The 26417-nt window shown below is 47.9% G+C and carries 20 protein-coding genes and 3 pseudogenes; 5 read left to right on the forward strand and 18 right to left on the reverse strand.

Annotated features, from left to right (window positions below):
* Position 1: 1 nt before the first annotated feature.
* The 13 genes and pseudogenes from GVJ32_RS08115 to GVJ32_RS08175 form a co-directional block, all read right to left on the reverse strand.
* The gene (locus GVJ32_RS08115) at positions 2–772 is read right to left on the reverse strand and encodes an enoyl-CoA hydratase-related protein (protein ID WP_159239554.1); all 771 of its coding nucleotides are present in this window, start codon (positions 770–772) and stop codon (positions 2–4) included.
* Between the two features lie 187 nt (positions 773–959).
* Positions 960–1745, reverse strand: a complete 786-nt coding sequence (locus tag GVJ32_RS08120) for an enoyl-CoA hydratase/isomerase family protein (protein WP_159239555.1) — start codon at positions 1743–1745, stop codon at positions 960–962.
* A gap of 9 nt (positions 1746–1754) precedes the next feature.
* Positions 1755–2957 (reverse strand): acetyl-CoA acetyltransferase, encoded by a 1203-nt coding sequence (locus GVJ32_RS08125; RefSeq protein ID WP_159239556.1) that lies wholly within the window; start codon positions 2955–2957, stop codon positions 1755–1757.
* A 4-nt stretch (positions 2958–2961) separates the two neighbouring features.
* The gene (locus GVJ32_RS08130; RefSeq protein ID WP_159239557.1) at positions 2962–4446 is read right to left on the reverse strand and encodes a hydroxymethylglutaryl-CoA synthase family protein; all 1485 of its coding nucleotides are present in this window, start codon (positions 4444–4446) and stop codon (positions 2962–2964) included.
* An 88-nt stretch (positions 4447–4534) separates the two neighbouring features.
* On the reverse strand, positions 4535–5467 hold the full coding sequence (locus GVJ32_RS08135) for an alpha/beta hydrolase (RefSeq protein ID WP_200841374.1): 933 nt from the start codon (positions 5465–5467) through the stop codon (positions 4535–4537).
* Positions 5467–6201, reverse strand: coding sequence for an SDR family NAD(P)-dependent oxidoreductase (locus tag GVJ32_RS08140; RefSeq protein ID WP_159239558.1), 735 nt, complete (start codon positions 6199–6201; stop codon positions 5467–5469). Before GVJ32_RS08140 ends, GVJ32_RS08135 begins: the two co-directional genes overlap by 1 nt.
* 2 nt (positions 6202–6203) lie before the next feature.
* Complete coding sequence (locus GVJ32_RS08145; RefSeq protein ID WP_159239559.1) at positions 6204–7028, reverse strand: enoyl-CoA hydratase/isomerase family protein; 825 nt, start codon at positions 7026–7028, stop codon at positions 6204–6206.
* A gap of 10 nt (positions 7029–7038) precedes the next feature.
* Entirely contained in the window at positions 7039–7527 is a 489-nt protein-coding gene (locus GVJ32_RS08150) for an aromatic-ring-hydroxylating dioxygenase subunit beta (protein ID WP_159239560.1), read from the reverse strand.
* Entirely contained in the window at positions 7524–8786 is a 1263-nt protein-coding gene (locus GVJ32_RS08155) for an aromatic ring-hydroxylating oxygenase subunit alpha (RefSeq protein WP_159239561.1), read from the reverse strand. Before GVJ32_RS08155 ends, GVJ32_RS08150 begins: the two co-directional genes overlap by 4 nt.
* A gap of 181 nt (positions 8787–8967) precedes the next feature.
* Positions 8968–9126: pseudogene (locus tag GVJ32_RS08160) on the reverse strand (rubredoxin); the annotation flags it as partial.
* Positions 9127–9191: 65 nt separating this feature from the next.
* Positions 9192–10091 (reverse strand): fatty acid desaturase, encoded by a 900-nt coding sequence (locus GVJ32_RS08165; protein ID WP_159239563.1) that lies wholly within the window; start codon positions 10089–10091, stop codon positions 9192–9194.
* A 90-nt stretch (positions 10092–10181) separates the two neighbouring features.
* The gene (locus tag GVJ32_RS08170; RefSeq protein WP_159239564.1) at positions 10182–10787 is read right to left on the reverse strand and encodes a TetR/AcrR family transcriptional regulator; all 606 of its coding nucleotides are present in this window, start codon (positions 10785–10787) and stop codon (positions 10182–10184) included.
* Between the two features lie 110 nt (positions 10788–10897).
* A complete protein-coding gene (locus GVJ32_RS08175; protein ID WP_159239565.1) occupies positions 10898–12076 on the reverse strand; it encodes a lipid-transfer protein in 1179 nt (392 codons plus the stop codon).
* 735 nt (positions 12077–12811) lie between these two features.
* On the opposite strand from GVJ32_RS08175, the gene GVJ32_RS08180 reads away from it, so the two are divergent.
* Positions 12812–13963: an acyl-CoA dehydrogenase family protein gene (locus GVJ32_RS08180; protein ID WP_200841375.1), complete on the forward strand. Its 1152-nt coding sequence runs from the start codon at positions 12812–12814 to the stop codon at positions 13961–13963.
* Positions 13964–14097: 134 nt separating this feature from the next.
* Here the strand turns inward: GVJ32_RS08180 and GVJ32_RS18350 are convergent.
* The 3 genes and pseudogenes from GVJ32_RS18350 to GVJ32_RS08195 form a co-directional block, all read right to left on the reverse strand.
* Positions 14098–14804: pseudogene (locus tag GVJ32_RS18350) on the reverse strand (transposase); the annotation flags it as partial.
* A 423-nt stretch (positions 14805–15227) separates the two neighbouring features.
* Positions 15228–17570, reverse strand: a complete 2343-nt coding sequence (locus GVJ32_RS08190; protein WP_159239567.1) for a TonB-dependent receptor — start codon at positions 17568–17570, stop codon at positions 15228–15230.
* A 373-nt stretch (positions 17571–17943) separates the two neighbouring features.
* A pseudogene (locus GVJ32_RS08195) lies at positions 17944–18875 on the reverse strand (IS5 family transposase); the annotation flags it as partial.
* 194 nt (positions 18876–19069) lie between these two features.
* On the opposite strand from GVJ32_RS08195, the gene GVJ32_RS08200 reads away from it, so the two are divergent.
* The 4 genes from GVJ32_RS08200 (at position 19070) to GVJ32_RS08210 (ending at position 23225) form a co-directional block, all read left to right on the forward strand.
* Positions 19070–19333, forward strand: coding sequence for a DUF4372 domain-containing protein (locus GVJ32_RS08200; RefSeq protein WP_159239568.1), 264 nt, complete (start codon positions 19070–19072; stop codon positions 19331–19333).
* A gap of 144 nt (positions 19334–19477) precedes the next feature.
* Complete coding sequence (locus GVJ32_RS08205) at positions 19478–19663, forward strand: hypothetical protein (protein ID WP_159239569.1); 186 nt, start codon at positions 19478–19480, stop codon at positions 19661–19663.
* A gap of 24 nt (positions 19664–19687) precedes the next feature.
* Entirely contained in the window at positions 19688–19966 is a 279-nt protein-coding gene (locus GVJ32_RS18470; RefSeq protein WP_353652901.1) for a hypothetical protein, read from the forward strand.
* A gap of 823 nt (positions 19967–20789) precedes the next feature.
* Positions 20790–23225 carry a LuxR C-terminal-related transcriptional regulator gene (locus tag GVJ32_RS08210; protein WP_159239570.1) on the forward strand — a complete coding sequence of 812 codons (2436 nt, stop codon included), beginning with the start codon at positions 20790–20792 and terminating at the stop codon, positions 23223–23225.
* 94 nt (positions 23226–23319) lie between these two features.
* Here the strand turns inward: GVJ32_RS08210 and tnpA are convergent, their stop codons facing one another.
* Together tnpA and GVJ32_RS08220 are read right to left on the reverse strand one after the other, a co-directional pair.
* Positions 23320–23811 (reverse strand): IS200/IS605 family transposase, encoded by a 492-nt coding sequence (tnpA, locus tag GVJ32_RS08215; RefSeq protein ID WP_159239571.1) that lies wholly within the window; start codon positions 23809–23811, stop codon positions 23320–23322.
* Between the two features lie 283 nt (positions 23812–24094).
* Entirely contained in the window at positions 24095–25891 is a 1797-nt protein-coding gene (locus GVJ32_RS08220) for a CocE/NonD family hydrolase (RefSeq protein WP_159239572.1), read from the reverse strand.
* Between the last annotated feature and the right edge of the window lie 526 nt (positions 25892–26417).

Genomic DNA, 26417 nt, shown 5'->3' on the forward strand with positions numbered 1-26417 from the left:
CTTATTTACCGGTAAATACCGCTTTGCGTTTTTCTAAAAACGCCGTCATACCTTCGGTTTTATCTTCGGTATCGAACAATAATAAAAATTCGCGATTTTCTAAATTCAGCGCCGCATCCAACGGTAAATCTGCCCCTGTCGTCAAAGTGCGTTTGATGGCTCGCAAGGCCTTAGGCGGCATTTTTGAGGCCGCTTTAGCTAACTGCTGCGCCCGCGCCAAAGCTTGGCCGTCTTCCGCTAAGTCACTTACCAAACCTAACTGAAAAGCGCGCTCACCCGTAATCGCTTCGCCGCTCATTAACATCATGCTGGCAACCGCTTTACCCACGGCGCGAATTAAGCGCTGGGTGCCACCTGCACCAGGCATAATGCCGACGCGAGACTCTGGCTGACCAAAGCGAGCGGTGGAATCTGCCACAATCATGTCGCACATCATCACCAGCTCGCAGCCGGCGCCCAGCGCAAAACCGCTGACCGCCGCAATAACGGGCTTCTGTGCTTTTACCAAGGGCGCCCAATACTGACCAAGATCAATCTCAGCCACATCCTGCGAGCCTTTATCGGCCAATAAATTTAAATCCGCGCCCGCCGCAAACACCTCATTACCGCCCGTAATCACATAGGCCAGAATCGCTGGGTCTTTTTCAAGTTCCGTTACCGCCGCGGCGATAGCTGCGCGCAAACTTAAATCCAGCGCATTGCGTTTTTCTGGACGGTTTAAGGTTATTGTCGCGACCGCTCCATCGCGGCTTATTACTACAGCTTCGCTCATGATTTACCTTTTTGCTGATTGGCTATTGCGCGAGATTATAATTCGACGAACACCCGCTTGTTGCGCCAGTTGGCTTACGGCGCTCGCGAGTACGCAATGAGTGGTGATCTCGGAGCTGGCTGGGCTCGTTGCTCTTGCACGCAGTGCAAGCCGGGCGGTATCGCCCTGGCAGTCAATCGACACCAGTTCAACCATTGTTGGACTCGCTAGGTTTGCAAAAATCGGGATCACGTTTTTCGCTAAAGGCCGCAAAGCCTTCTTTAAAATCGACGCCCGTTAGCAGTGCCGCTTGGTCATCTTCTTCGCGCTGCCACTCTTCTTCAAAACTGGCAGAGGGATGCATCAAACGCTGCTTAATACGATAAAACGCCTCGGTCGGCAACATGGCCATTTGCGCTGCTTGCGCAACCGCCACGGCCATAATGTCGTCGTCACCGGCGTCGGTATCGGCCAAGCCCATCTGCACCGCTTCTGGTGCTAGAATCATTTTGCCGTTGGTCATAATCCGCTTAGCCGTCGCTACGCCTACCCGCGCTGGTAAAGTGCGTAAGGTGCCCCAGTCAGGCACCAAACCCAAACGCATAAACGGAAACAATATTTTAGTACTTTTACCGACCACAATATGATCGCCCAATAGCGCCAAACCTACCGCGGCACCCGCGCAAAATCCCTCTACCGCCGATACCACCGGCACCCGAGATTCTGCGACTAAACGACACAGGCTGTGAATGTGACTCATGCGAGCGCGGGCACCAGCTTCATCTAAGCCAGCCATACTCGGCACATCGCCGCCGGCAGAGAACACACCCTGTACGCCGCCCAATACAATTGCCCGACAATCTGGATCGGCCTGTACCTGCTGCAGCGCTTCAATCATCGATTGCCGCACATCATAGTCAATCGCGTTACGCTTCTCGGCGCGATTAATTAGCAGACGTTTTACATGTGGTGCTGGCTGGTCAATTTTAATCATTGCTAGCCCCTACTCGCCTTCGCGTCCAACTATCGAAATGGAACACACATTCTGGTTGGGCTGACCACCCAAATTGTGGATCAAACCGGTGCGCGGATTGGCCAACTGGCGATCACCGGCACGGCCCTGCAATTGCAGATACATTTCGTAGAGCATGCGAATCCCGCTGGCGCCAACGGGATGACCAAAGCACTTCAAACCGCCGTCGATCTGACACGGAATTGCGCCGTCAGCGTCGAACTTGCCGTCGAGTACATCGCGCACTGCGCCACCCTCGTCAGAAAGACCTAAATCTTCCATGGTGACAAGCTCAGTGATCGAGAAGCAGTCGTGCACTTCGGTCATGCTAATTTCTTCACGCGGGTTTTTAATGCCCGCTTCGGCATAGGCTTTTCTAGACGCAATACGCGCAGTGTGAACGTAACTGCCATCCCACTCACTACCCGACATTTCCCAGCCGTTAGACACGGCCAATTGCAGCGCCTTAAAGGTCACCAAATCTTTCTTACCCATTTCCCGCGCAATCTCAGGACGGGTCACAATCACTGCCGCGGCGCCATCTGATACGCCACAGCAATCAAACAAACCCAAAGGCTGCGCAATGGTAGGTGCGTTCAAACACTGCTCAATAGTGATTTCTTTGCGCAAATGCGCCTTGGGGTTTTTAGCACCGTTGGCGTGGCTTTTAACCGAAACATGGGAAATAGCACGCTTAAGCGTTGCTGCGTCTACACCATGTTTAGCACGATAAGCCGCCGCCAACTGAGCAAAGTTTGCAGGTGCCACCGCTGCTGGGTACCACTGGGGAATATAGGTTCCGACTGTCGCAACGGGCAGGCCGCCGTAGCCGGTGTCTTTTAATTTTTCAACGCCTAGCGCAATCGCAATATCACAGGCGCCAGAGGCAACCGCGTACACGGCGGCACGCACGGCTTCAGAACCACCGGCGCAAAAATTTTCAACCCGAGTCACACCAATATTCGGCAGACGCAAAGCGATGCCCATTGGAATACCGCCACGACCGGTGCCGACATCTTCCATGTGGGTAGAGAACCACGCAGCATCTAATTGCTCAGGCGTTATGCCCGCGTCGGTCATCGCTTCGTTATAGGCTTCTACCATTAAATCTTCTGGGCTAGCGTCCCAGCGTTCGCCAAAACGACTGCAACCCATGCCTAATATAGCGACTTTGTCTTTGATACCTTGAGGCATTGTCTTACTCCGCTGCAGCAGACGAATCTGCGGTGTTATAGGAAACCGGCTTGGCCTTCCAGAAATAGCGCTTGTAACCGCGCAGCTCGTCTATGTCTTTTACTCGGAACACCATTTCTACTTCGATGCCGCTGTCGATATCACCGGGGCCAACATCGGTGAACTCCATCAGCAAACGACCGCCACCGATAAAATCAACTTGCCCATACTGGTGTGGTGGCGCCATATACGATGAGAGATATTCTGCTGACCAGCTCAGAATCTTGCCGTGCTTATCTGCAAGACAATAAGGCTCTTGGGTGTCTTGCAGAGGCTTGCCCTGGGTATAAGAAATACGTGATGGCGGAAAATGCACGTCGCCGCTTTCTGTGCAGCGCCCAGCGACAAAACCCAATAGCGATTTGTGATGACGGTATGAGGTGCTTAATGCGGTTTTTTTATCTTGCTCACCGCGCATACCGCGCTCCAGCTTCAACTGCCCTTTGTAAGCAAGGAAGCGGGTGTAGCTAGTTTCTTCTTGGCTGGTCGCCAATTGGGCGGCAAAACCGACCGCTGGCTTAAAGGTTTTAATAGCATCAGTCACACGTAAGACCACAGTGTTGCAACCGCTGCCAAACTGACTGACTACAATGATTTGACCAGGCTCAGCGGACTCCAGCACCGACGCCAACATCATCAAACCATGGGCGGTGCCACAGTCGCCCAGCTCCGCAGCGAAATTATCAACCACCGCGCTGTCATCAATACCGCAACGTTTAGCAAGTTGGGCATCTGCTTTTTTAAATACCGAGGGAAAAATAAAGTGATTCACATCGGCGGCTTTAATACCGGCTTTTTCTAAAGCTGCATTAACGGATTTAGGGCCGAGTTTGGCAATGCCTTCATCGCGCACCCAGCGCTCTTCCCAATGGTAGTCAACATCTTCGCCTTGTAGACGGAAGTGATCGACAAAATCCGTGGTCAAACTCGCTGAAGCAAGTACTTCAGCGATCACATTTTCTGTGCCGACAGTAAGCGCGGCAGCGCCATCGGCGTAATCTAATTCTTGAGGGCTTGCCGCACGGCTGCGACGATGACTTGCCGCCACCAGCAGGCTATTTTCAGCGTCGGCCTTAGCCGCGCTCACGGCCTGCGCCAAGCTACTTAAGGCAATGCTTTGCGCGCCGCTTAAATCACTGGCAACCACGTCATCGGCTAATCTCAACGCACCCGCCAAAATGCCCGCGTTTAAACGCTCGGCAAAGGGCAGGTTTTCGGAGGCTAGCATCACCTTCGCAATGGCCTGACGATTTACCGACTCTGGCATCGCGTCACGCGCTGCTGCCACTGCCATAGTAATGGCATCTTCGTCCCAGTTAGCCATGCTGCGATGGCCGCGGCCTTTACCTTTTAAGTTAGGGGCAAACCACGCGTTAGCCTCTACCACAGCCTTACGGCTCAATCTAAGGCGTGGAATATAAACGCCGTATCCTGTAATCCCGATAGTCACTATGCTACTCCGTAGTTCAAACAGACCTCATTGCCTGTTGTGCCATTAAGCCGATACGGGCTTACCGTATCTGGCCGGCGAAATGTGTTTAATCTTTTAAGGCCCACTGGCGCTGTAAAAACTCACCAATTTGAGTAATGGCTTCACGGGCGTCGTCCAGTTCCTCAGCAAATTGCTGGAAGACATGAATCATGTCATCCCACACGCTGCATTCAACTTTCACGCCCTGCTCAGCAGCCACTTTGGCAAAGGAAAGGGTGTCGTCTAAACCGGTTTCGCGATCGCCAATTTGCAATAAGATCGGCGGCAACCCCGATAGACTGCCGAACAACGGCGACGCCAAAGGATTCTTGCGGTCACCGTCTTTGCCAAGATACTGGCTTGCTAGCGCGTCCAGCATAAAACGCTGATGAATGGGGTCGCTTTTGGCGCGGCTTTCGTAGCTCTCACCACTCAGCGTCATATCTAACCATGCAGAGATAAGCACTGCGGCCGCAGGTGTTGGCAGGCTTTCATTGCGCAGTGCCAGCAATGACGCAGCGGCAAGGCCGCCGCCAGCAGAATCACCCGCGACAGCTAATTGATCTGCCGCGAATCCTTTATTTAATAAGGCGCGATAAACAGTTACCGCGTCTTCTACTGGCGCGGGAAAGGGATGTTCAGGGCACATGCGGTAATTAACCCCAAGCACCTGACAATCACTGGCAGCAGAAATCCTAACCATTAAATCGTGGTGCGAAACCACCGAGCCCATTTTGTAGCCGCCGCCATGAAAATACAGCAGAACACGATCGCGACGGGTATTCGGTGCAGAGATCCAGCGAACCGAGACGCCATCTATTTTATCGTCGCGGTAATCACTTGGCTGGCTGTCATTCCAAAACAGTTGATCCCAGTCTTGGCGCATTTTTTCTACAGACGTATCTCGACGCCAAGCACCGTAGACGTTTTGAATACGCGCAATAGCAAGCTCGACCCGGGCTTTTTTGTCCACCATTTTGTCGCTGTCTGACTCGCTCATTAGCAACCCATTCCACCGGAAACACCGATGGTCTCGCCAGTAATAAATCCCGCTTCATCAGACGCTAAAAAGGCGACGGCGGCAGCCACTTCTTCTGGTGTACCAAGGCGACCAACTAAAGTGGACGCTTCCATTGCCTTTAACAGTTTTTCACCACCCTGTTCTACCGAGCTGCGCAGCAAAGGGGTATCCACTGGGCCAGGCGCAATCACATTGGCCGTAATACCTAAGCGGCCATTTTCACGGGCTAAAGATTTGGTAAAGGCAATAACACCACCTTTGGCAGCGGCGTACACTGAGCCGCCACGTGAGCCCTGACGACCGGCTTCTGAGCCAATATTAATAATGCGACCAAAGCCCGCAGCTTGCATGGCAGGCAGTGCAGCATGACTAGTCGCCAATACCGCCTGCAGATTTACATTCAATAAATACTGCCATTCACTGAAGGTGGTTTTAGTAAAAAAAGCGTGCTGGTCGATTCCGGCATTGTTAACCACAACATCGAAGGGGCCGTGCTGACTGACGGTATCGTGGCAAGCCTGAATGTCAGAGACATCCAACTCCACGGCCTTGGCACCGGTCGATTCAACCACTGCCGCGGCGGACGCCATATCACGCGCGGAAAAAACCACATCACAACCTTCCGCGACCAGACGCTTAACTATTGCCGCCCCGATACCCTTGCCACCACCGGTGACAAAAGCACGACGACCTTTAAGAGATGGGTGCTGCATAATTACTCGCCTTTAAACAGGGGCGCGCGACGCTCAATAACAGCGGCAAGGCCTTCTGTTACATCGCTGGTTCTGCATAGATTGGCAACCGTGCGCGCCTCTTCAGGCATCGCCGCATCGATACCCAAACCAATACCAGTCCACAGTAAGCGCTTTGTTGCCGCCAAGGCCATCGGTGCACCTTCGGCCATTTTGCGCGCGTACTTCATTGCCTCTTCTTGCAATTGATCGTCGGCAACTATTTTGTTGATCAAACCTAATGACAGCGCTTCATCCGCACCCATGGTTGGGTTCATCAGCAGCATTTCTGCCGCCTTACGAGCACCCACTAAACGTGGCAAGGTCACCGACAAGCCAGCATCCGGCGCCATCGCTACGCGGGTTGCACCGGCGAGGTATTTACTAGACTGCCCGGCAATAACAATATCGCTGGCGCAGACTAGCCCCATACCACCGCCGCCCGCAGCAAAGCCCTGAACAGCGGCAATGACAGGTGCGTCTAAATGCACCATGGCGGTAATAGCCACTTGCAGATGCAAGGTTGCCTGACGAATATATTCGCGCAGGTCGCTGCCTTTTGAGGCAAAGGTATGCACATCGCCACCGGCGCAGAAGTTCGCGCCCTTGCCGGTAAGCAGCACCACGCGAACGCGGCGTTCGCCGTGACATACCATCAGTGCGGCATACAATGCTTCCAGCGTCGGAATGTCTAAGCCATTGGCTGATTCAGGACGGTTTAATTGCAGATGCGCAACGCCGCCATCAAGCGTCAGCAGTGCCGCGCCCTCTCCGATCAGTACTTCTGGATTGGTCTTGGCTTCGCTCATTGCTAACTCCTTAAACTAGGAAAGAAAGGGTGTAGAGTGGCTTTTCGTTATTCACCAACACCACTTTTTTACGCGCCATACGTAAACCCTCTTCGGTGCGACGCAATAAGAATTCATTGCGGGTCGCCCAAATGGTATCGGCACGTAAATTACATTCAAAAATCATCGCGCTACTGGCGACTTTAATTTCATCACCCGTCACGTCAAGAAGTTCAATATTAGACACCACACGCCCTAGCGCAGACGCAGGCGCCTGAGTGTGGCGCTTACCCGTGTAGAACTGCTTAATACGCAAACCGATGCGCGAGCGGTTGTCATAAATAATCGACATTTGCTCTTCAGGATCGATATCAGCACCGTTGGCAGGTACCCAGTAAATCGCGTCATCTGTCCACAGTGCTTCCCACTCGCTGTACAAATTACTGTCTTGCAAGCGTGCTTCCATATACAAAAACTGCTGAACTTCGGCCAATAAGGCCAGATCTAATTGGCTGCTCATTTCGCCTCCATCAGTTCGCGGTAGTGACGCCAAATACCACGCGACGTCACTTCGTCGGTTGCATCACCCACCATAAATCCGTCTGCGTCGCGACGCTCACGGTGCTTACCGCGACCAAGATAATTCCACTCTGGCATTTTACTTTTTACACCGCGCTGGGTGCGCTCGTACATTTCTGAGTCATCTGCCAGCAAGAAGCCAGCGGGGCCAACCGAGCCCATGGTTTGCTGACGCAGACGACGGTTCAAGTCTGGCGCGCCTTTAAATTGCAGTGCGGTCACGTGCTGAATACTTTCATCAACCGCCAGAGCTTGAATAACAAAGATTTGGATTTCAGCGATAAACAAGTTCGGGAAAATCATGACGTGGGGCGTACCGTCGATCATAATTTCCCGCGCCTTCTCTTCGCCGTAAGCCGCTTTCATTTTTTCAACATAATCTGGCAGGCGCGCTTCATTGGTGCCAAACCAGTTCATGGGCTTGTCGATGCGGCGAAATTCTGGACGCAAATCATTTTCAGTGTGACCGTCGCCTAAATCCCTAGCGACCGCCGTAGAGTCATTGCTGTATAAATCGCCAATACCGCTTTTAGCGATACTAAAAATAGAGGCGTGAACAAACTGGGGGTGATAACCGTCGGTTTCGTTCTCAACAATAAACTTCCAGTTTGCCTTGGCGCGATGCTGTAAGAAGCCAGCGGTAATTTCCACTTCGCCCTCTGGCGAGGTTTGCACCAAACGATCAATGGCGTCGCGGCCACCGGCACCTAAGTGCTCTTCTAAACTTGGGCCTTCGTCAGCAAAGCTGCCAAAGACAAAACCCTTATATTCTGCAACGCGATTAACCTGACCTAGACCAAGCTCACTGCGGTCTGCGGTGTCGTAACCTTCGGGGAAGGGGAATCCGCGCAGCTCGCCACTATTGGAGAATGTCCAACCGTGGTAAGGGCAAGTAAAGGAACCACGATTACCCTTAGCTTGCAGACAAACCTGATTTGCGCGATGCGGACAGCGGTTTAGCAGCAGGCGAATCACGCCGTCGCGGCCACGGGTCATAATCAATGGCTGAGGGCCAATAGATTTAGATACAAAATCATTGGCATTCGGCACTTCACTGGTGTGACCAACATAGACCCAGGTTTTGTACCAAATTTTTTCCAGTTCTAACTGAAAGATCTCTTCGTTGGTATACAAAGAACCATGTACACGGTCACTTTGCACCAGATCTGCAAAATTTGGTGTTGAAGATTGACTTTCCATCACCCTACTCTCGTTAAATTGAGGTTTTTACCGACCAATGGCTAGGCCGGCGCTTAAACAACTAGACATCCACACTACGGCGACTTTTCACAGTAAATACGGTTTTCTCAGCAGAGATCACTTTACGGAGAAGTGTCGCAGCAGAGATCGTCGTTTCCGACGAATAGCAGCAAGATCACTCTTCGATTAGGTCGTAATCTTCTTTGCCAACGCCACAGTCCGGGCACATCCAATCATCGGGAATATCGTCAAACTTGGTACCTGGGGCGATGCCAGTATCTGGGTCACCCAAGCGCTCATCGTATATATGTGAGCAAAAACGGCATTGGTAACGGCGCATAATTCTCTCCTTCTTGGCCGGCGTCGTCGTGAGCCGGCCTTATCGTTTTTTACTATATTTAAGGTTTAGTTTTCTGGCTGACCGAGATATATCGTCGGCCGAATCGCAAAGCCATGCTGTACTGCCAAGTCTTTACGGCGCAGTTGCACCTCTAACAATCGAAACACTTTTTCATTGTTGTAAAAGGGCGTCATCGGATAAAGGTGATGAATCAAGTGGTAGTTCTGGTACTGCAATACCGGATTCATAAACCACTCAAAACCTTCACGAATGGTGGTGGCGCGGGTGTAGTTTTCTTCCTGCGTCACATCGTGTGGCACGTGTGGTAACCAGAAAAAACTGAAACCCAAAAACAATAGAATCAAGCGAGACGGCAGGAACCACAGCATGAAAACTTCTAATGCGTAGCCGTAATAGCTGAACACTGCAATGGCCACAACAACTACCGCTAAGCGACGCAGACAAGCCTTAAGGAATGGCCCAGATACTTTATCGCCGTGGCGCAATGCGTATACAAAGTACACCGCATCAATCGCCATCCAACGGAACGGCAGGGTATACCACGCGCCATTAAAGGCCTTATCCGGATCGCGGTCGCCACTGGCAAAACGGTGGTGCAAAATATGCGCCCAACGGAACATGCGCACATCCACATAGGGCAGCACTAGGTTCAAACCCCATTGACCAACGCCGTCATTCACCTTGGTATTGCTCGATACCGCACGGTGAATGGAGTCGTGAATAACGCTAAATGCGAGATAACCCACCACTGAGTTTAAAATAGTACCGACCCACAGCGGCCACTGCCCACTACCGCTCAGCGCATAAGTCAGCGCATATGACAGGGTCAAGGCCACGGTCATCGCGATAGTTGGCCATGAATATTTCGGCGTACTGGTTAAGCGCTTAAATTCTGCGCGTTGTTCAACACTTAACTCATCTAACGGAACTGCTGCTCTGCTCATTGCTTCCTCCTGCGCAGCCGTGCTGCATCTAATTATCTTGTTTTCTTTGTCGTCAATTCACATCGTCGCAAGCGACGAGACACTAAAAAATCAATCTTCAATCATCGCACTACCCAGCAGACGCTGAATTAAGGGCACGACTATTTCGTCTAACTCCATGCCGTGCACCAACTGGTCTGCAGTGTGCAGGCTTAACAAACCGTGCAAGGCAACCCAAAAATGGTGGGCTATCTCGCGCGCCTGCCCACGCAAAAGCCCTGCATCAATACAGCACTGCAATACCCCCACAACGTGGTCGAATACATCGCGGCGCGCCGCCAACACATCGGGATACAACTCAGGCGACGGCTGCTCCGTCGCAAAAATCAGCATGTAATCCTCGGGATGCTCCCGCGCAAAGGTCAAATATCCCTCAGCAACTGACTGCACCCTGCCCAGCGGGCTGTCTGCGCGGGACTCATATTCGCGAACATAGGCTTCGAAGGTTGCCAAGGCATCTGCCCGCATCCTCGCCAACAGCGCCTCTTTGTTCTCAAAGTAGCGGTACGGCAGGGTATGGCTAATACCCGCCGCTTCGGCGATACGCCTAAAACTCAGTGCCGACAGGCCTTCGCGACGATAAACGTCCAACGCCGTCGCCGACAAGCGACCCCGCATAGACTCCATTTCATCTTCACTTAGCTGTATTCGTGGCATTGCAAACCGCCTTCAAGTTAATAATAAACACTGTTAAATTTACAGTGTTTATTATTACCGGAAAAGAAGGCCTGTGCAAGTTTTAAGCTACACAGACCTACAATTTCTGATTAAATTTTGTACATTGTCACCACGGCTGCCCCACCCAAACCGAGGTTATGCTGCAGAGCCACCCGCGCACCTTCAACCTGGCGATCTTCGGCCATACCGCGTAAATGCCAGCACAATTCAACGCACTGAGCCACGCCAGTGGCGCCAATCGGATGCCCCTTAGACATCAAGCCACCCGATGGATTTACCACCACACGGCCACCGTAGGTATTGTCGCCGTCGTTTATAAGTTTACTGGCCTCACCTTCACCGCAAAGACCTAAACCTTCGTAGGTGATGACTTCATTGGGCGTAAAGCAGTCGTGTAACTCAACCACGTTTACATCCTCAGGCCCCATCCCAGCTTGTTCGTAGGCAACCGCAGCGGCACGACGGGTCATTTGTGCACCCACCAAGTTCATCGCCGAATCCCAGCTATCGCTATGATCCGTTGCCATACCCTGCCCCGCTATTTCTACGCCATGATTAATGCCATGACGCTTCGCGAAGTCTTCGCTACACACAATAGCCGCCGCCGCACCGCAGGTTGGTGGGCAGGCCATAAAGCGGGTTAAATGCGGCTCGTAAATGACCGGTGAGGTCATCACCTCTTCCAAGGTCATTGGCTTAGTAAAAAGAGCATAAGGATTTTTCATGGCGTGATTGCGGGTCTTTACCGCCACTTTGCCGAAAATATCTGGATTAGCATCGTACTTTTTCAAGTAATCCATGCCGCCGGCGCCAAATACGCAGGGCGCGGGACCAGCCTGAGTCACCGGGTAACCAAGCTTATTCATATGGCCGGTAAAATCTTCAAACGGGCTTGGACGATCATCCCACGACGTGCCCAGCGCACCGGGACGCATCTGTTCAAAACCAACAACCAACGCGCACTCAACCATTCCCCCCGCGACCGCTTGGCGAGCGAGAAATAGCGCCGTAGAACCACTCGAACAGTTGTTATTCACATTAATAATGGGAATCGCAGTTTCACCAACGCGATATAAAGCTTTTTGACCGCAGGTGCTATCACCATAGATATAGCTAGCATAAGCTTGCTGCACTTCGCTGTATTCAATACCCGCATCTTTCAATGCTAGGCGAACGGCCTTCTCGGCCATTACATCGTAATCTTCGTTTTGACCAGGCTTGGCAAACTTCACCATACCGACACCGGCAACTATCGCTTTTTCGCTCATTGTATTTACTTACCCGTAGAATGCGTTTTTAAAAGGTCCGCATAAGCTGGATCACGAACCCGATAAAACCAGAATTTGTAAGGTAAATACTCCACTACGGCAGGGTAGATCTCGTCGTCGGATCAGACGATTTTNCCGAAACCGCCCATTTCAATTAGAAGCTCGCCATTACCCCGAGAACAACCGCATTAGAAACCAGTCTTGGCGTACATTGTGCCAGCGGTATACACGCCGTAGGCATGGCCCAGAAACTCCTGTGCGACAATCTTTTTAAACACAGTTCTTTAGTTGCTGGGCGAGGACTTGAGTATATGAGAATGCTATCGCCGATTGTCTCTGGTGACTGCCTAAGGGTCGCATTACACGTCGACGAATCAATACCACATCACTCGAAGCCAGATCGCGGCTGGGTAACATTCACTGGACGGCTTTATCGCCCAAACAACTCAACGGCGATGCAATATAAAACAGAGATTCTGTTCCTAAAATGAGGATGCTAATTCGTATTAAATTACGATCCATTCCTCAATATTTTCGATAAAAATTTACCAAATCGACTTACAACTATCGCGTAATTATAAATAAAAACCCGACTTCAGATGAATCATTTCCACATCAGCCTTCCATTTATTGTTCAGCCCATCCAAACAACCATTCAAAATGTCGCTATAGACGAAAAAAAATCTCGTCCCGCCAGCTAGAATAGGGCTAGACTTAATTTTAATGGAAATTACAATGATCGACAATTACACCCCAAGCTGGATGACTGACGAACTCGCCGAACTACAACGCATGGTTCGACGCTTTGTCGCAGAAGAGGTCACACCAAACCAAGAAAAGTGGCGAGAAATCGGCGCCACTGATCGCAACGTTTGGGAAAAAGCTGGGCAGCTCGGTATTCTTTGCCCAGAAATATCCTCAGAGTATGGCGGATCAGATGGTACGTTTGCCCATGAGGCCATCATCGCTCAAGAACTCTGCCTAACAGGCGATACCAGCTGGCGCGCAGGCAAGCAGATTCATGTTATTGCGGCCCACTATATTGCGCGTTATGGTACTGATGAACAAAAGCGCAAATACCTCCCCGGTTTATGCAGCGGAAAATTGATTGCAGCAATGGGCATGACTGAACCCAGTGGTGGAACGGATCTTCAGAATACTCGCACTAAAGCCATTAAAGATGGTGCCCACTATGTTATTAACGGCGCCAAGACTTTTATTACCAATGGCTCTATTGCAGACATTATTATCTTGGTCACCAAAACCGACCCTACGCAGCGCGCCAAAGGCGTGTCACTCTTTATTTTTGATACCAATACACCAGGTTTTGAGGTTAGTAAACGCTTAAAGAAAATTGGCTTGCACGGTTCTGATACCTGCGAGCTTTTCTTTGGAGATTGCAGAGTTCCAGCCGACAGCCTGCTAGGCGGTATTGAAGGCAAGGGCTTCTATCAAATGATGGAAGACCTTACCTACGAACGCGCCCTTGGCGGCGTTAACTGTGCCGCAGTCATGGAGCATGCACTAACAGTAACAACCGAATACGTGAAAGACCGCGATATATTTGGAAAGAAGCTGTTTGATCTACAAACCACGCGCTTCACACTGGCAGAGGTCAAAACCGTCGCGACCATCGCCAGGGTGTTCTCTGACTTTGTCGTAGGCCAAAAGATTGCTGGCAGCCTCACATCAGATCTCGCATCAATGTCTAAGTGGTGGAACAGTGATCGCCAATGTGAAATAGTCGATCGCTGCCTGCAACTGTTTGGCGGCCACGGCTATATTATGGAGTACCCCATTGCGAGGATGTACGCAGACGCAAGAATAGAACCGATTTATGCCGGCGCCAACGAGACGCTTAAAGATATGATCGGCAAAAATATCTAAGCGGCCTAGGCTGCATCTTGTTCTGGTCAACAAAACCGGACACATTAATTTGCTAATTTCTCATACTTAACCGGCGATAAATCATTATTCGATGAGTGGAGCCGACCTAAGTTACAATACTTAATGTAGGCTCCAATTCCTTCTCGGCGGTAGTCATCAATGACATTAAACAACCGATAGCTGCGGCCGTCGGATAACTGGTCATAAAATCCATCGACCAAACTTGGTCAGGGCGTAAAGGCTACTTCAGTGGCTCCGGCTTACTGCGTTTCAGTCGCCGCCGAGGCTGGATCCGAAGGTTAAGCGTTAGCTCGCAGCATATGCAATAGACCCGCTTATAATTCCATGCAAAGCCTTTTACATTTCTGAGGTAATCAAAGCAAAGGCCAAACCCCCAATCAGAATATAGCTCTGTGAACTGGGTTAGCCAATCCACGACTTCGTCGCTTTCTGATGACAAAATGGGCCGATAACGATAACAGTATTCGCTGACCATAAATGCGATGTAGCCAGCCGAGTACTGATACCTCAACTTGCAACCGCCTGCTGAGCATCTCTTTGCGCCGAGACGGCCTCACCACTTTTTTGCCATGGCTTCCTGAATAATCTCGGCTTTATGGCGCTCTTCAGCGTACATCTTCTTTAGCCGACGATTCTCATCTTCAAGCTCTTTGAGACGGGCGGCCATCGACGCGTCCATACCGCCATATTTGGCTCTCCATTTGTAAAAGCTCGCTGAACTCATGCCGTGTTCCCTGCAGAGTTCGGGGACTGGAGTGTCAGCCTCAGCTTGCTTAAGAATGGCCATAATCTGGCTGTCTGAATAACCGGGTACTTTCATGCAGAATCTCCTTCAAACTATTATGAGAAAATTCTACTTATCGCCCCAGCTATTTATCGGGGGGGGGATTACCGAAACAGCAAACTGATTTGGCACTCGATATTTATCAGGCTGAGGTTAAATTCCACAAAGAAATAGCACCAAAAATCGACATGTAGCTCACGCCTTGCCTCTACTCAAATCTCGATAACGGCGGCTAGTTTACCATTGTGCTTGAAGATTTCAGTGCTATTGCGCGCAGGGTGATGTCCTCGCCGGAGGGACTATCAAGCAAGCCAAGCAGCCATAACTGAGCTAAGAAAATTACAGACACCATTCTGGAATAGTGAGTAGAAACACGTTCTGCGCTAAAAATTGATTGATTAAAATAGCTAATAATACCAATAGTGCCAGAGTTATTCCCTAGCACCATTCAAGTATTAATCAATAGAAATGATAGTCAAACTTAACTCCATAGGTTACTGGTTTTGCAGCAAACCTCACCTCTACATCTTGTGAGGCAACGGCATTGCTCCAATAGTACTCGTCAGTCACATTCCGGCCATAAACACTTACTGACCAAGTGCCATCCATAGAGGATATACCTGCACGTAAATCTAAGACCGTATATTCTGAAATTTCTCCATTTTCTGGCTCACCCATACTAGAATTGGTATTGCTGTTATACGTTGCAGAGCCACCGAGGAAAACCTCTAAATCATCTGTCGCCGCATAACGATACTCCGCATCACCCACAACCTGCCAACTAGGCGTTAAAGGAATAATAGAGCCAGATAAATCCTCAATCACACCTGAATTATTCAGACCAAGATATTCATCCACCTCCGTATCGAGATAGGTTGCTGAAATGTTGAAAGTTAAGCTATCAAAGGGAGCTGCTATAAACTGGACTTCAGCTCCTTGCACATGGGATTCCGGTACATTAACTAATTTTTCTAGGACACCGAAGGGTGGAGCATCGATATTACCACGGACCTGCTTATCAGAATAATCATAGTAGAATATTGCACCATTTAACTGTACAGGCGCAGATTCCATAGTCCACTTAAAACCAGTTTCAACGGCAATGACTTTCTCTTGCGTCGTTGGCTCTAACTGAATGGCCAGCGGAGCCGATAGCAGCGGATAACTACCCGACTTAAACCCCTGCGAAACAGTTGCATAAAGCAGGACTCCTTCAACTCCTTTGTAGTCCAAACCAACACGCCAAGAAACATTATCCTCAGCCAAAGTGCTTTCTACTTTACCTGGCGCAAAACCATTCTCAGAATCCAGCGTCACACACTCACCCGGAGCAATTAAAAATGGATCAGCAAAGCCCGTAGCAATAAGGGATTGAAGCGCAGAAATAGACGCGTCCCCTGTCGTACACCCTTCAAAGTCTTTAGTACTATCAGTATAACGCAGCCCCACAGAGAGAGTTAAGAGGTCAGCAAGCAGATATTCAGTGTTGGCAAAAACAGCGTACTCTTCAATTTCATGGGCCCCATACTGAACCGCATAGTCCCAATTTTGCCCCACCACTGCATTGCTCGGAACTGCAGTATTGGTTGCATCACCAACACCGATAGTGGCTAATTGCTCCGTAGATGCTTTCATGTAGTTAGCGCCCACTACCCACCGAAATTTATCAAAGTCGCCAGACAACCTTATTTCTTGCGTGACATCTTCAATCTCACCATTATTCGAGCGAATATCAATGATATCGAACTCAGTTCCATCACGATCAAGACTGAATCCTTGTGAATATTTGTCGTAAGATGTAATTGACGTTAACTGTAAAACGTCAGACAAATCAATGTCAGCACGCACAGAAACTTGAAAAGCTTCATCATCATGCGCACTACTATTATCTGTTCCCCAATTAGCTGCTTGGGCATCATTTGGTGCTGTAGGCAAAGCTAGCAGAGCTTGCCCCCGATCATATTTTTCTTGTTCTACAGCACTGCCACCATCAACACCTGCGCCCTGTAAACGAACACCTTTAAATTGAGGAATAATAGAATCTGAATTATCGCGCCAACCATTCAGATTAAATGACAATACAGCAGTGTCAGATGCATCCCACTCAACCAGCAGACGAGCCGCCAAGAAATCTTTTTCTCCATGAGATTCAGATCGAGTATAATTTTCCTGCCAATCCCCTCCTTGAGAAGACTCAAGCGCTAACCGTGCCCCCAGATTATGAGTCAGAGGACCACCCACATAACCGGTTAAACGCGACTCATTATAAGAACCATAAGATACGCTTACACCTGCCTCAGGCTCGGAAGTCGGCTTTGCGGCAATGTAGTTGACGGCCCCCCCTGTAGAGTTTTGCCCAAATAGAATACCCTGCGGCCCTTTCAGCACCTCTACCCGCTGCAGATCCAACATTGCTCCACGGGTGAGTTCCATAAATGGGCTTGCAATCTGATCAACATAGACACTTACAGCTGGGCTGGAACCAAGAGTAAAATCGTTAAACCCAATCCCGCGTAGTGTTATCGTTGGCGCGCCCATCAAATTAGATGAAGTTGTCATCCCTGGAGTAATTTTAGAAAGATCACCCACTTCAAAAATACCCGCATTCGCCAACTGCTCACCAGAGGCAGCCGTCATCGACATAGCTACATCATTCATAGACTGCTCTCGCTTCTGGGCTGTCACAACTATTTCTTCAAGCGTAAAAGACCGATTAGATGCCTGTAAATAGCTTGAGCCAAAAGCCAAAATAGCAATTGACAGTGCCGCCGGTATAAAAGGAAACTGGAATGGCTTTATCATTTTTATCCCCATTTTCAAATAAACTCTCTCAATCACTTATTCAGCTTAGCGTGTAAAAAAACGAACCAAAATTTAAGCAGGATATCAGCATATAATAATCGTCTATTCCGACGAAAAATCTTGAAAATTCCATATCGATAAAACAATATTGAAAATAATTATTTTATTCTTCTGCCAACCATATATTATGGACGCCATCGTTATTTTTTTAATTTGAGAGAATGAGACTGCGCCTATACCTAAGGACAGTCTGTAAAGCCACGCTGTTTTCCCAAAATATGAATTCCCACACCCATTAAGCCGCGAAACACAAAATTCCGCGGCTTGTTTTGGCCTGTAAGCAGCATTTTTGCTGCTTACAGGCGCATCGTCCCTAGGAAGGGTGATATTTCTCTGCTCTCAGTAGGTCCGTAAACGCCGACAAGACATAGAGGCGATTCGTATTTTTCGCCAGACCGCGATAGCGCACTTTGCTATACCCGAACTGCTGTTTGATTGTACGGAACGGGTGTTCAACCTTGGCGCGAACACTCGCCTTCATATGCTCTAATAATACTTGTAGACCGTTAGCTAATTTAGCGCGGGTGTTTGGTCGTAAGGTTATACGCCAATCAACGTTGTGTTCTTTAAACTCCTCACGTTTGTGAATACCGGTATAACCCGCATCACCCCAAACACGTTGTTCTTCGCCATGCAATAGTGTCTCCGTAGCGATGATGTCATGGGTATTTGCGGCCGTTGTCGTCACACTATGGATAAGGCCAAGGGTATCGTCCACACCAATGTGCATCTTTATACCGAAGTGCCATTGATTGTCTTTCTTGGTCTGATGCATCTCGGGGTCTCGCTTACNGTCTTGATTTTTCGTTGAGGTCGGCGCGGCAATAATGTTGGCATCCACAATGATGCCTTCTCGCATTAGCAGGCCTTGTTGTTTAAGCTGAGTATTCACCGTGTCGAAAATGACTTGGCCCAGTTTGTAGCGTTCTAAGAAATGACGGAAACGCAGGATCGTGCTTTCATCAGGTAAGCGATCAGATAAACGAAGACCAGCGAAGCGGCCCATGGATTCAATTTCGTATAAGGCATCTTCCATTGCGGGGTCGCTGAGGTTATAGAACAACTGTAGGCAGTGTACGCGAAGCATGATTGGTAGCGGGTAAGGTGGATTCCCGTTCTCGCCTTTTGGATAGTATTTGCGTCGCTTTTTCTCCAGCTTTACCCACGGAATCAGTGCATCCATTTTTTCAAGGAACAGCTGCTGCGGGTTTTGCGCTTTTTATTTTGGTATTTCGCTTCGGCAAAAGGTGAGTTGGCTCATACACTATTCCGAGTAAAATGGATGACGCTGGTATTATCGCAAATTTGGGGGTTATGCAGAGATCCCTTAGCAAGCTTCATTACTGCCCCACAACTTAGAAATAAAAAAGGCTTTTCTCTCAACAAGTTGATACAATAACATTGCGAACAAACCCTGTAATAACAGGGAGAACCAAGCCTTGCCACATCATAAAACGGTCTTTTCACAATTCTTAAAATTGGTCTCGATACATGAATTTGAAGGCCTAGTAAAACAGCACCGCGAGGGCCAAAAATTGCGCAAAATGTCGCAGTGGTCTCAATTTATTTCCTTAAACTTGGCTCAGCTTTCCGGTCGCGCCAGCCTGCTCGATATTGTTAGCAATCTGTCTGCTCAAGCGGCTAAGCCTTACCATCTCGGCAGCAATAATGTTACGCGCAGCTCCTTGTCACGCGTTAACTAAAGCCAGCCTTATACACTATAAAGCCTTGCTTCATAAGTTGTTATCCCGGTGTCGCGCGACAGCACCAAAACACGGGGTTCGCTTCAAGAACAAACTGTATTCTTTAGATTCCACTACGATTGATCTGTACCATTCTGTTTTCCCGTGGGCAAATTTCGTCGTACCAATGGGGCAGCCAAAGTCCATGTCGGTCTTGACCATCAGGGTTTTCTGCCCAGCTTTATCCGTATCACCGACGGCAAACAGCATGATGTCATCGTCGCCCGCGCACTAGCCTTACCCGCAAACAGCATTGTCGTAATGGATCGCGCTTACATAGACTATGCATAGTTTAACAACCGGAATGACGAAGGCATTTTCTTTGTCGCGCGACAAAAGCGCAATGCCACTTATCGTACAACCGAGCGACGGGAAGCCATTAAGGCCAAAGGTTTGACCTGCAATCAAACTATCTACGTTACTGGGAGCAAAACGAAAGATTGTTCAATTCCTTTGCGCCAAATCAGCTTTCAAGACGCAGAGATGGGCAAGCACTACGTGCTCCCGACTAACAATTTTCACCTTGCCGCTAAAACTAGCGCTGACCTTCATAAATCGCATTGGCAGGTCGAATTATTTTTTCAGTGCAATTAAACAAAACCTCAGGATTAAGTCATTTGTCGATACGTCTAAAAATGCCTTCATGACGCAAATCTAGGTTGCGCTGTGCGCCTACTTGCAGCTTTTATGGATAAAGTTTAGCTGCCAAATTGATCGCAGTCTTCAGTAGATGACTCGGTTACTCCAGCTTAATTTGATCCCGATGACACCGCCGAGAGGCACCCACTGGAGTCAGTAGATAAACTAAATCACCCTCAACTTGAACTACTATGAAAAGTTATGGGGCAGCAATGAAATAGAGGATAAGTGGCATTTTCTAATAATCGCCGATAGAGACTAAATCCGTGGACTCAAGTCCAATAAAGTTATTTACTCCAAATCATCGCGAATCGCCAAATCAAAAACCTGCGATTTACAAGTCAGCTTCCACTAGATAACTAGTGGCATCATTGTCCGAAAATGATCACATCAGGTAAATAAACAAATATAATGCATGAGGGAGATTAAGTGACACACTTAAGCGATACGACTGAGCAGATAAGTCAGAATACGCATCTTGGGGAAATAAATACTTAGTACTCCTTGAAAATAACAGAAGTTTATGTCGATATGTAGCGTAAGTTAGCCAGCGAGGATTGTAATGAACAAATCTATGCGAAGCACTCCATACATAACTAGAAGTAAAGTTACCCCACCCCAATTGCCAGCTTATGTAGTCAGTAGGGAGCGCATATTATCTCGCTTTCAATCTGCTCGTCGCGGCCGCTTGGTTAAGCTAAGTGCGCCCGCGGGATATGGCAAGACTCTGACAATGGTTCAATTGGCGGAATATAGTCGAAAGCAAGGGCTTTCGACTATGTGGTTAAGCTGCGATAGCGCTGATAATGATATATCGCGTTTTTTACAGGTGTTTTTGGCGTCTATTAAAGAGATGCCTGAAGGGAAAGCGGCTAGCATTGATACCAGTATAAGTAACGCATCAATTGCCGACGCGATAATGGCCTACTTCGACGCACTTGCTCAGCCAATTGCGGTATTCATGGATGGTTTTGAAGCACTGGAAAATACCGCCGTCGTAGACCTCGTCATCCGCGGTATTGAATCAATGCCACTTGGCTCCGTTGTGGTCTTAGCGACGAGAGTTGAGCCAAAACTAGGCTTATCGGGTTTCCGTGGTAGTGGTCAACTTACTGAAATTGGCGTCAATGAATTGTGCTTTGCGCGTGACGAGGTTTCAGAGCTATTTCGTGATAGGCTTGGGGTGCAGGTAGGTACCGAACATTTGGACACCCTCCACGTACAGACAGAAGGATGGCCGACTGCATTATGGCTCGCTTGGCAGGCAATGAATGACGGCAGAGATGTTTTCAATGTTTTGCAGGATATTACACGCAGAAACAGTACGTTGGCGTGTTTTCTGGCTGATGAAGTAATGGCCTTCGCAACCCCATCGTTGCGTGACTTTCTCTTACGGACAAGTTTAGCAGAGGAAATAAATTATGAAATTGCCGCTGCACTTAGCCCTTCCGCAGATGTTTTATGGTGCCTAGATGAATGCGAACGACTGAATTTAGTGTTCCGCTACTTTGATGATCGCGGAGAAATTTACAGATTCAATACATTACTGAGAGAGTCGCTCTACCATAGTTTTTGTGCAAGCCAACCTTCTGACATTGTTGCCGAAGCCCATTTAAAGGCTTGCGAATACTACATGTCAAATGGACGTACAACACCGGCAATTCGGCAAGCAATAAAAGCACGTCGATTTGATACGGCTATTTCATTATTGAATGTAGAGCTGCACCAGCTTCTCGCTTGGGGGCGAATGCGTTTTCTGGCCGATGTATTTGAACAATTAGCATTAGCTGGCGAGCTGAATAATTCCTTGCATATTGTACTGCGCGCATGGTGTGTCAATTTCACGCGAGGCCCAAGTTATGCGTATTCACTTATTGAAAATCTCAATATATTTGAAATGGAAAGCGAGGCCAGAGACTGCCTATTAGCGCTACGGCCGATGGTATTAGGTATGCTTGATAGAATTAAAGAGGCGCGCGAAGAAGTAGAAAATGCATCTGAGCTCATATCGGGAAAATATCCCTATGCCGTTGCCATGCTTCACCAAATTGACTGCTCAACGAGCATTATCACTGGCAATCACTTGGCCGCACGCAAAGCGATTGACCGAGCGCGAAGGATAGCAAAATCAAGTAGCGGAGCATTTGGAATTTTATTAGCTGAATCTTCTGAAGCCACCCTAGATATAATGGCTGGCAGGCTTCGCCAGGCATCTGCGCGCATTCAGCTTGCGAATAAGGAATTTCGCAATAGCCGCACTCAGCCCGAACATGGCGTTGTAATCTCGTCAATACTTTACGGAGAATCTTTGTACGAGTCGGGTAAATTAGACGAGGCGCGTAATTTACTTGAACGCAACATTTCACTTGTGCGTGATGTTGGGCCGCCCGATGCCCTGATCAGTAGTCACATTATTTTGAGCCGCCTAGCCCTTTCCTCAGGAAATATTGAGGGCGCTTTGGAAATATTAACTCAGTTAGAATCTGACGGTTACCGTTTGAACTTACCTCGGGTGATAGCTAGCGCCAAACTTGAGTATGCTAATTTACGTATCGGTCTTGAAGACTTCAGCGGCGCCAAAGCCATTTTGAATGAAGGATTAAGTATTTTCGATTGGAGTAATGTTCACAGTTATTGGTGGATCGGTAACGACACACTGTATCCCGCTATTGTGTCCGCCCGTTTACATATACGCAGTGGTCAGCCGGCAAAAGCTATGGACGGACTTAAAGAAGAACTAAGGCACGCTGACCGCCAATCTCGGGAACGTCGCGCTTTAAAAATTCGCATTTTAATGGCCGAAGCTCTTTTCCTAACCGGAAGGAAAAAAGCTGCATTACGTTCTATGTTGCGTGTAATTCGCACTGTAAAGATAGAAGGATATGTTAGTACATTGAAGGAAGAGGGAGCTACAGTAGGGTCTTTGCATGTTGAGGCTGGCAGAAGCGCCGAGTCTGGGCCATCAATTAACAGCAACTTAACTGAGTCATCTTTATCGCCGCTAATTGGTCAAACGGGAGATAAACTTTCACCCAAAGAATTCATAGCCTTGCAATATCTGGCTAAAGGCCTTTCTAATTCACAAATTGCTGGGGCGATGTTTGTATCTGAATCTACAGTACGGAGCCATTTGCGAAGCATCAATGTTAAGCTAAATGCCAAAAATCGAACACAAGCTATAATAATTGCAAAAAAAATGCACATTATAAATTGATGTACGTTTACGATTTAATCCTACTTGCGGTAATACCAATCTGGCGACACCCCAAACACATCCAAATTATTATTATCTAAGCGCCGATAATAAACTACCCCGCCGCAAGCAGACGGAGTATTAGTCGGTGCCACCGTCGGAAAAGTACCAACTGATGATCACTATGTAACTTTCTATATTCCTTACCTTGGCCTTGATTTTTCACATAGTTACCAATCATTGATTCATCTCCATGCTTGCCTACCGTGCTCGCAAAATAACCATCAGACCAAAACTCACCGCCCCATAACTGCTTCTTGACATGTGGCCAGCGACGGAACATTTCTCTTGCTGTCAGGCTTCTTATCATGGTAACAAGCTTGGTTACACTATAGGTCGGGACTGACTGAACCAAAAAATGCACATGATCTTTATCTGCCCCTATTTCCAAAAACTTAACCTGGTAACGTTCTTCTATTTCCAAACACACCGCCTTTAGTTCGGCATCTACTTTTTCGTCAATGGCAACACGACGATATTTGGCTGGAAATACTAGGTGATATATCAATACGGTCACATTATGGCTTTTATGGATATACTCACTCATCCGGCCATATTACGCCGCAAGCGGCGGGGAATTGAACTCTCAGAGATTAAAATTAGAATCTGCTATTTCCAGCAAGGGAAATACTATCTAGATCAAATACACTTAACCCTTACTATAGATTCTCTATCCGCTGAATAAGACGTAATAATACTTTAGTGATTTGGCACGTTTCTATGCTTTAAAATTATTACACGAAGAAATCGTTTAAAAAGGGTTGATGCGATTAGTGAATCCGCTCACACAAAAATCTACAACTCCAACCATAAAACAATATTTATCTCAGTCAATCGAAATCCTTAATATAACCTATTTCTAAATAGCTACTACTACCAACTCCAGTATAAATTGTTTGTTCAGCAATTACTGGCGTTTTAACGCTCGCCCAATTTCCCGCAACATTCGGGTGCCTATGGTACTTAGGGTAATCAGAAGAGGAAATATCCAAACGTAATTTCGAGCCTACCTTGACTGTCCACTCAATCGGAAAAGGTTTAATGACCACGTCTACTTTTTCATTTGCTAGGTACGGCCTTTTATCGCTAGCATTGTTGGTCAGTACTATTGTGGTTATTCCGTCACGAATATTTAGTGTTTTACCACTCTCGAATACTTCTACAAGCTTCGCGGAAAATGCGGTGTCAGACGCCGTGCTAGACACTGTTAAGCTAATTTTGAGATCACCCGCAATTCGTAATGGTTCAGTTATTTTTTCCGTCGTGAAGCTAAGAATATCTGAACGATCACAAATATCACCTTGTTCCACGCTTCCCGCAGGAGCGTCATCAAATCCTGGCAGTGCATACGCCAATAAGCTTGCCCCGCCTAGTGTAGGAACAGGGTTGTTTGGATCATAGCGGTAAATCGCTGTATCTGCGACCATAGGTTTGTCGTCTAGGCTGCCACCATCACAATGATACCCTGCGCTAGGATTGTTCAGGTACCAACGCAAAGTCTCTCCTGCAGGCGGCCAATCAGTACGTTCTACCCAGCGATCCTCACCCATGACATAACTTAATACCCCCGGAGGATTTATGAGCGGTTTGCCTTTTAGATGATGGTCAAGCCAGTTTAATTTTTCCTTCCACTGTAAAGCACCCTTACGATTATTCGGTGTATTTAAATCACCAATTTCCTTGCTGTGCGCCCAAGGCCCAATGATAAATCGGCTCGATGATTTTGTTGCCAAATTTCCCCAGTCAACTATTTGTGACCCGATAAAAAGGTCGTGCCAACCGCCAATCATTAACACAGGAATCGAGATATTTTCAGGCGTTTTCTTCATCGCAACATTAGATTCTATTTTCCAAAAATCTGAGTTTGGGGAAGGGCTATTAATCCAAGATTGATACCACGGTATGGCGCCGCCAAAATACAAGGTATCGACTTCATCTTGTTGTCCGTGCCTAATAGCCTTTAAATAATTGCCTCCCTTTTTAAAAGGATTCATTGATGAATGACTAGTATTCATCAATATTCCCCATATCGTATAAATCTCCTGACGAAACATGCCATCTTGATACATGGTTGCTAGCAAGTTCGGGGACGATATTCCGGGGATAATAGTCTTTACCTCTGGAGGCAAACCACCGGCAACCGCCGCCCACTGTGTCAAGCCCAGATACGAATCACCTAACATGGCAATATTTTTGTTTTGAAAGTCCTGATTGACCAACCAGGTCAAGGTGTCTTTAGCGTCATTGATTTCGTTGACTAACGGTGTCCAGATGCCTTCAGACTCTCCTTGTCCTCTAGTATCTTGGTATACACAAGCATAGCCATACCGAACGGGTATTGCACAGTATATTTCTATCCCAACGATTTTTATTGATCCGTAAGGACTTCGAACCAGAACCGTTGGGAAAGGTGGTTCGCCATTTGGCATCACCACCTCTGTGTGCAACTTTACTCCATCACGCACCGCTACCATTTCAGTAAATGAATACGCTATAGAATGCGTAAATGGCGGCAAATCACCGTATACTCTTAAGATGTCTTGCCGGAATTGCCAAGTGACGATTAGCAGGAATGTAACGGCGGTTAATAAATAAAGAGTCACATGAAATATTTTTTTTATTTTCATAAAACCACCACCCGAGTATCAATAAGTTATTTATGCGTTACGTTAACGACAATTTCGTCACCTGTATTAAGACCAACAAAATGATGAATCGAATTTTCACATTTGGTATTTCAAAAGTCATTATTAAAGCGAGTAATGAAATCCTATTTAGTCCAGCTCGCTAATGTCGACAAGGCTAGCCCACAATGCAATCACCCCGTAATTACAACTCAATTTTTAGATTAACCCAGACTGTTACGAAGTTAATAAATGGCTTTTCTGGTAATGCCACCAAAACGCATTGCAGCTACATCAACAGCTGGTATATTTTTAACTACACGCACCTCACCGTCAAAGGGCTCGGACTACCAGATATAAGTCGTTTCTTCCACCAGCCTTGCTATCGAATCAATACTGGCGAGCAGTTAACTGTGGCATAAATACAACGCGCACTACCATTCAGTTCAACTAGTGGTGTCGCAGGCTGCATCATAGAAGGCATATCGCGTACTATTAAATTATTCCAAAATTATATTTATTCATTCAT

Origin of the sequence: Zhongshania aliphaticivorans (assembly GCF_902705855.1) — a bacterium.
Lineage (GTDB): Bacteria > Pseudomonadota > Gammaproteobacteria > Pseudomonadales > Spongiibacteraceae > Spongiibacter > Spongiibacter aliphaticivorans_B.

Coding starts and splice junctions, on each gene's coding strand:
- GVJ32_RS08165 (WP_159239563.1), bottom strand. CDS start 10,091: ATGAGCAGAGCAGCAGTTCCGTTAGATGAGTTAAGTGTTGAACAACGC.
- GVJ32_RS08145 (WP_159239559.1), bottom strand. CDS start 7,028: ATGAGCGAAGCCAAGACCAATCCAGAAGTACTGATCGGAGAGGGCGCG.
- GVJ32_RS08155 (WP_159239561.1), bottom strand. CDS start 8,786: ATGGAAAGTCAATCTTCAACACCAAATTTTGCAGATCTGGTGCAAAGT.
- GVJ32_RS08190 (WP_159239567.1), bottom strand. CDS start 17,570: ATGATAAAGCCATTCCAGTTTCCTTTTATACCGGCGGCACTGTCAATT.
- GVJ32_RS08120 (WP_159239555.1), bottom strand. CDS start 1,745: ATGATTAAAATTGACCAGCCAGCACCACATGTAAAACGTCTGCTAATT.
- GVJ32_RS08140 (WP_159239558.1), bottom strand. CDS start 6,201: ATGCAGCACCCATCTCTTAAAGGTCGTCGTGCTTTTGTCACCGGTGGT.
- GVJ32_RS08210 (WP_159239570.1), top strand. CDS start 20,790: ATGTGGTTAAGCTGCGATAGCGCTGATAATGATATATCGCGTTTTTTA.
- tnpA (WP_159239571.1), bottom strand. CDS start 23,811: ATGAGTGAGTATATCCATAAAAGCCATAATGTGACCGTATTGATATAT.
- GVJ32_RS08125 (WP_159239556.1), bottom strand. CDS start 2,957: ATGCCTCAAGGTATCAAAGACAAAGTCGCTATATTAGGCATGGGTTGC.
- GVJ32_RS08175 (WP_159239565.1), bottom strand. CDS start 12,076: ATGAGCGAAAAAGCGATAGTTGCCGGTGTCGGTATGGTGAAGTTTGCC.
- GVJ32_RS08135 (WP_200841374.1), bottom strand. CDS start 5,467: ATGAGCGAGTCAGACAGCGACAAAATGGTGGACAAAAAAGCCCGGGTC.
- GVJ32_RS08180 (WP_200841375.1), top strand. CDS start 12,812: ATGATCGACAATTACACCCCAAGCTGGATGACTGACGAACTCGCCGAA.
- GVJ32_RS08150 (WP_159239560.1), bottom strand. CDS start 7,527: ATGAGCAGCCAATTAGATCTGGCCTTATTGGCCGAAGTTCAGCAGTTT.
- GVJ32_RS08220 (WP_159239572.1), bottom strand. CDS start 25,891: ATGAAAATAAAAAAAATATTTCATGTGACTCTTTATTTATTAACCGCC.
- GVJ32_RS08115 (WP_159239554.1), bottom strand. CDS start 772: ATGAGCGAAGCTGTAGTAATAAGCCGCGATGGAGCGGTCGCGACAATA.
- GVJ32_RS08170 (WP_159239564.1), bottom strand. CDS start 10,787: ATGCCACGAATACAGCTAAGTGAAGATGAAATGGAGTCTATGCGGGGT.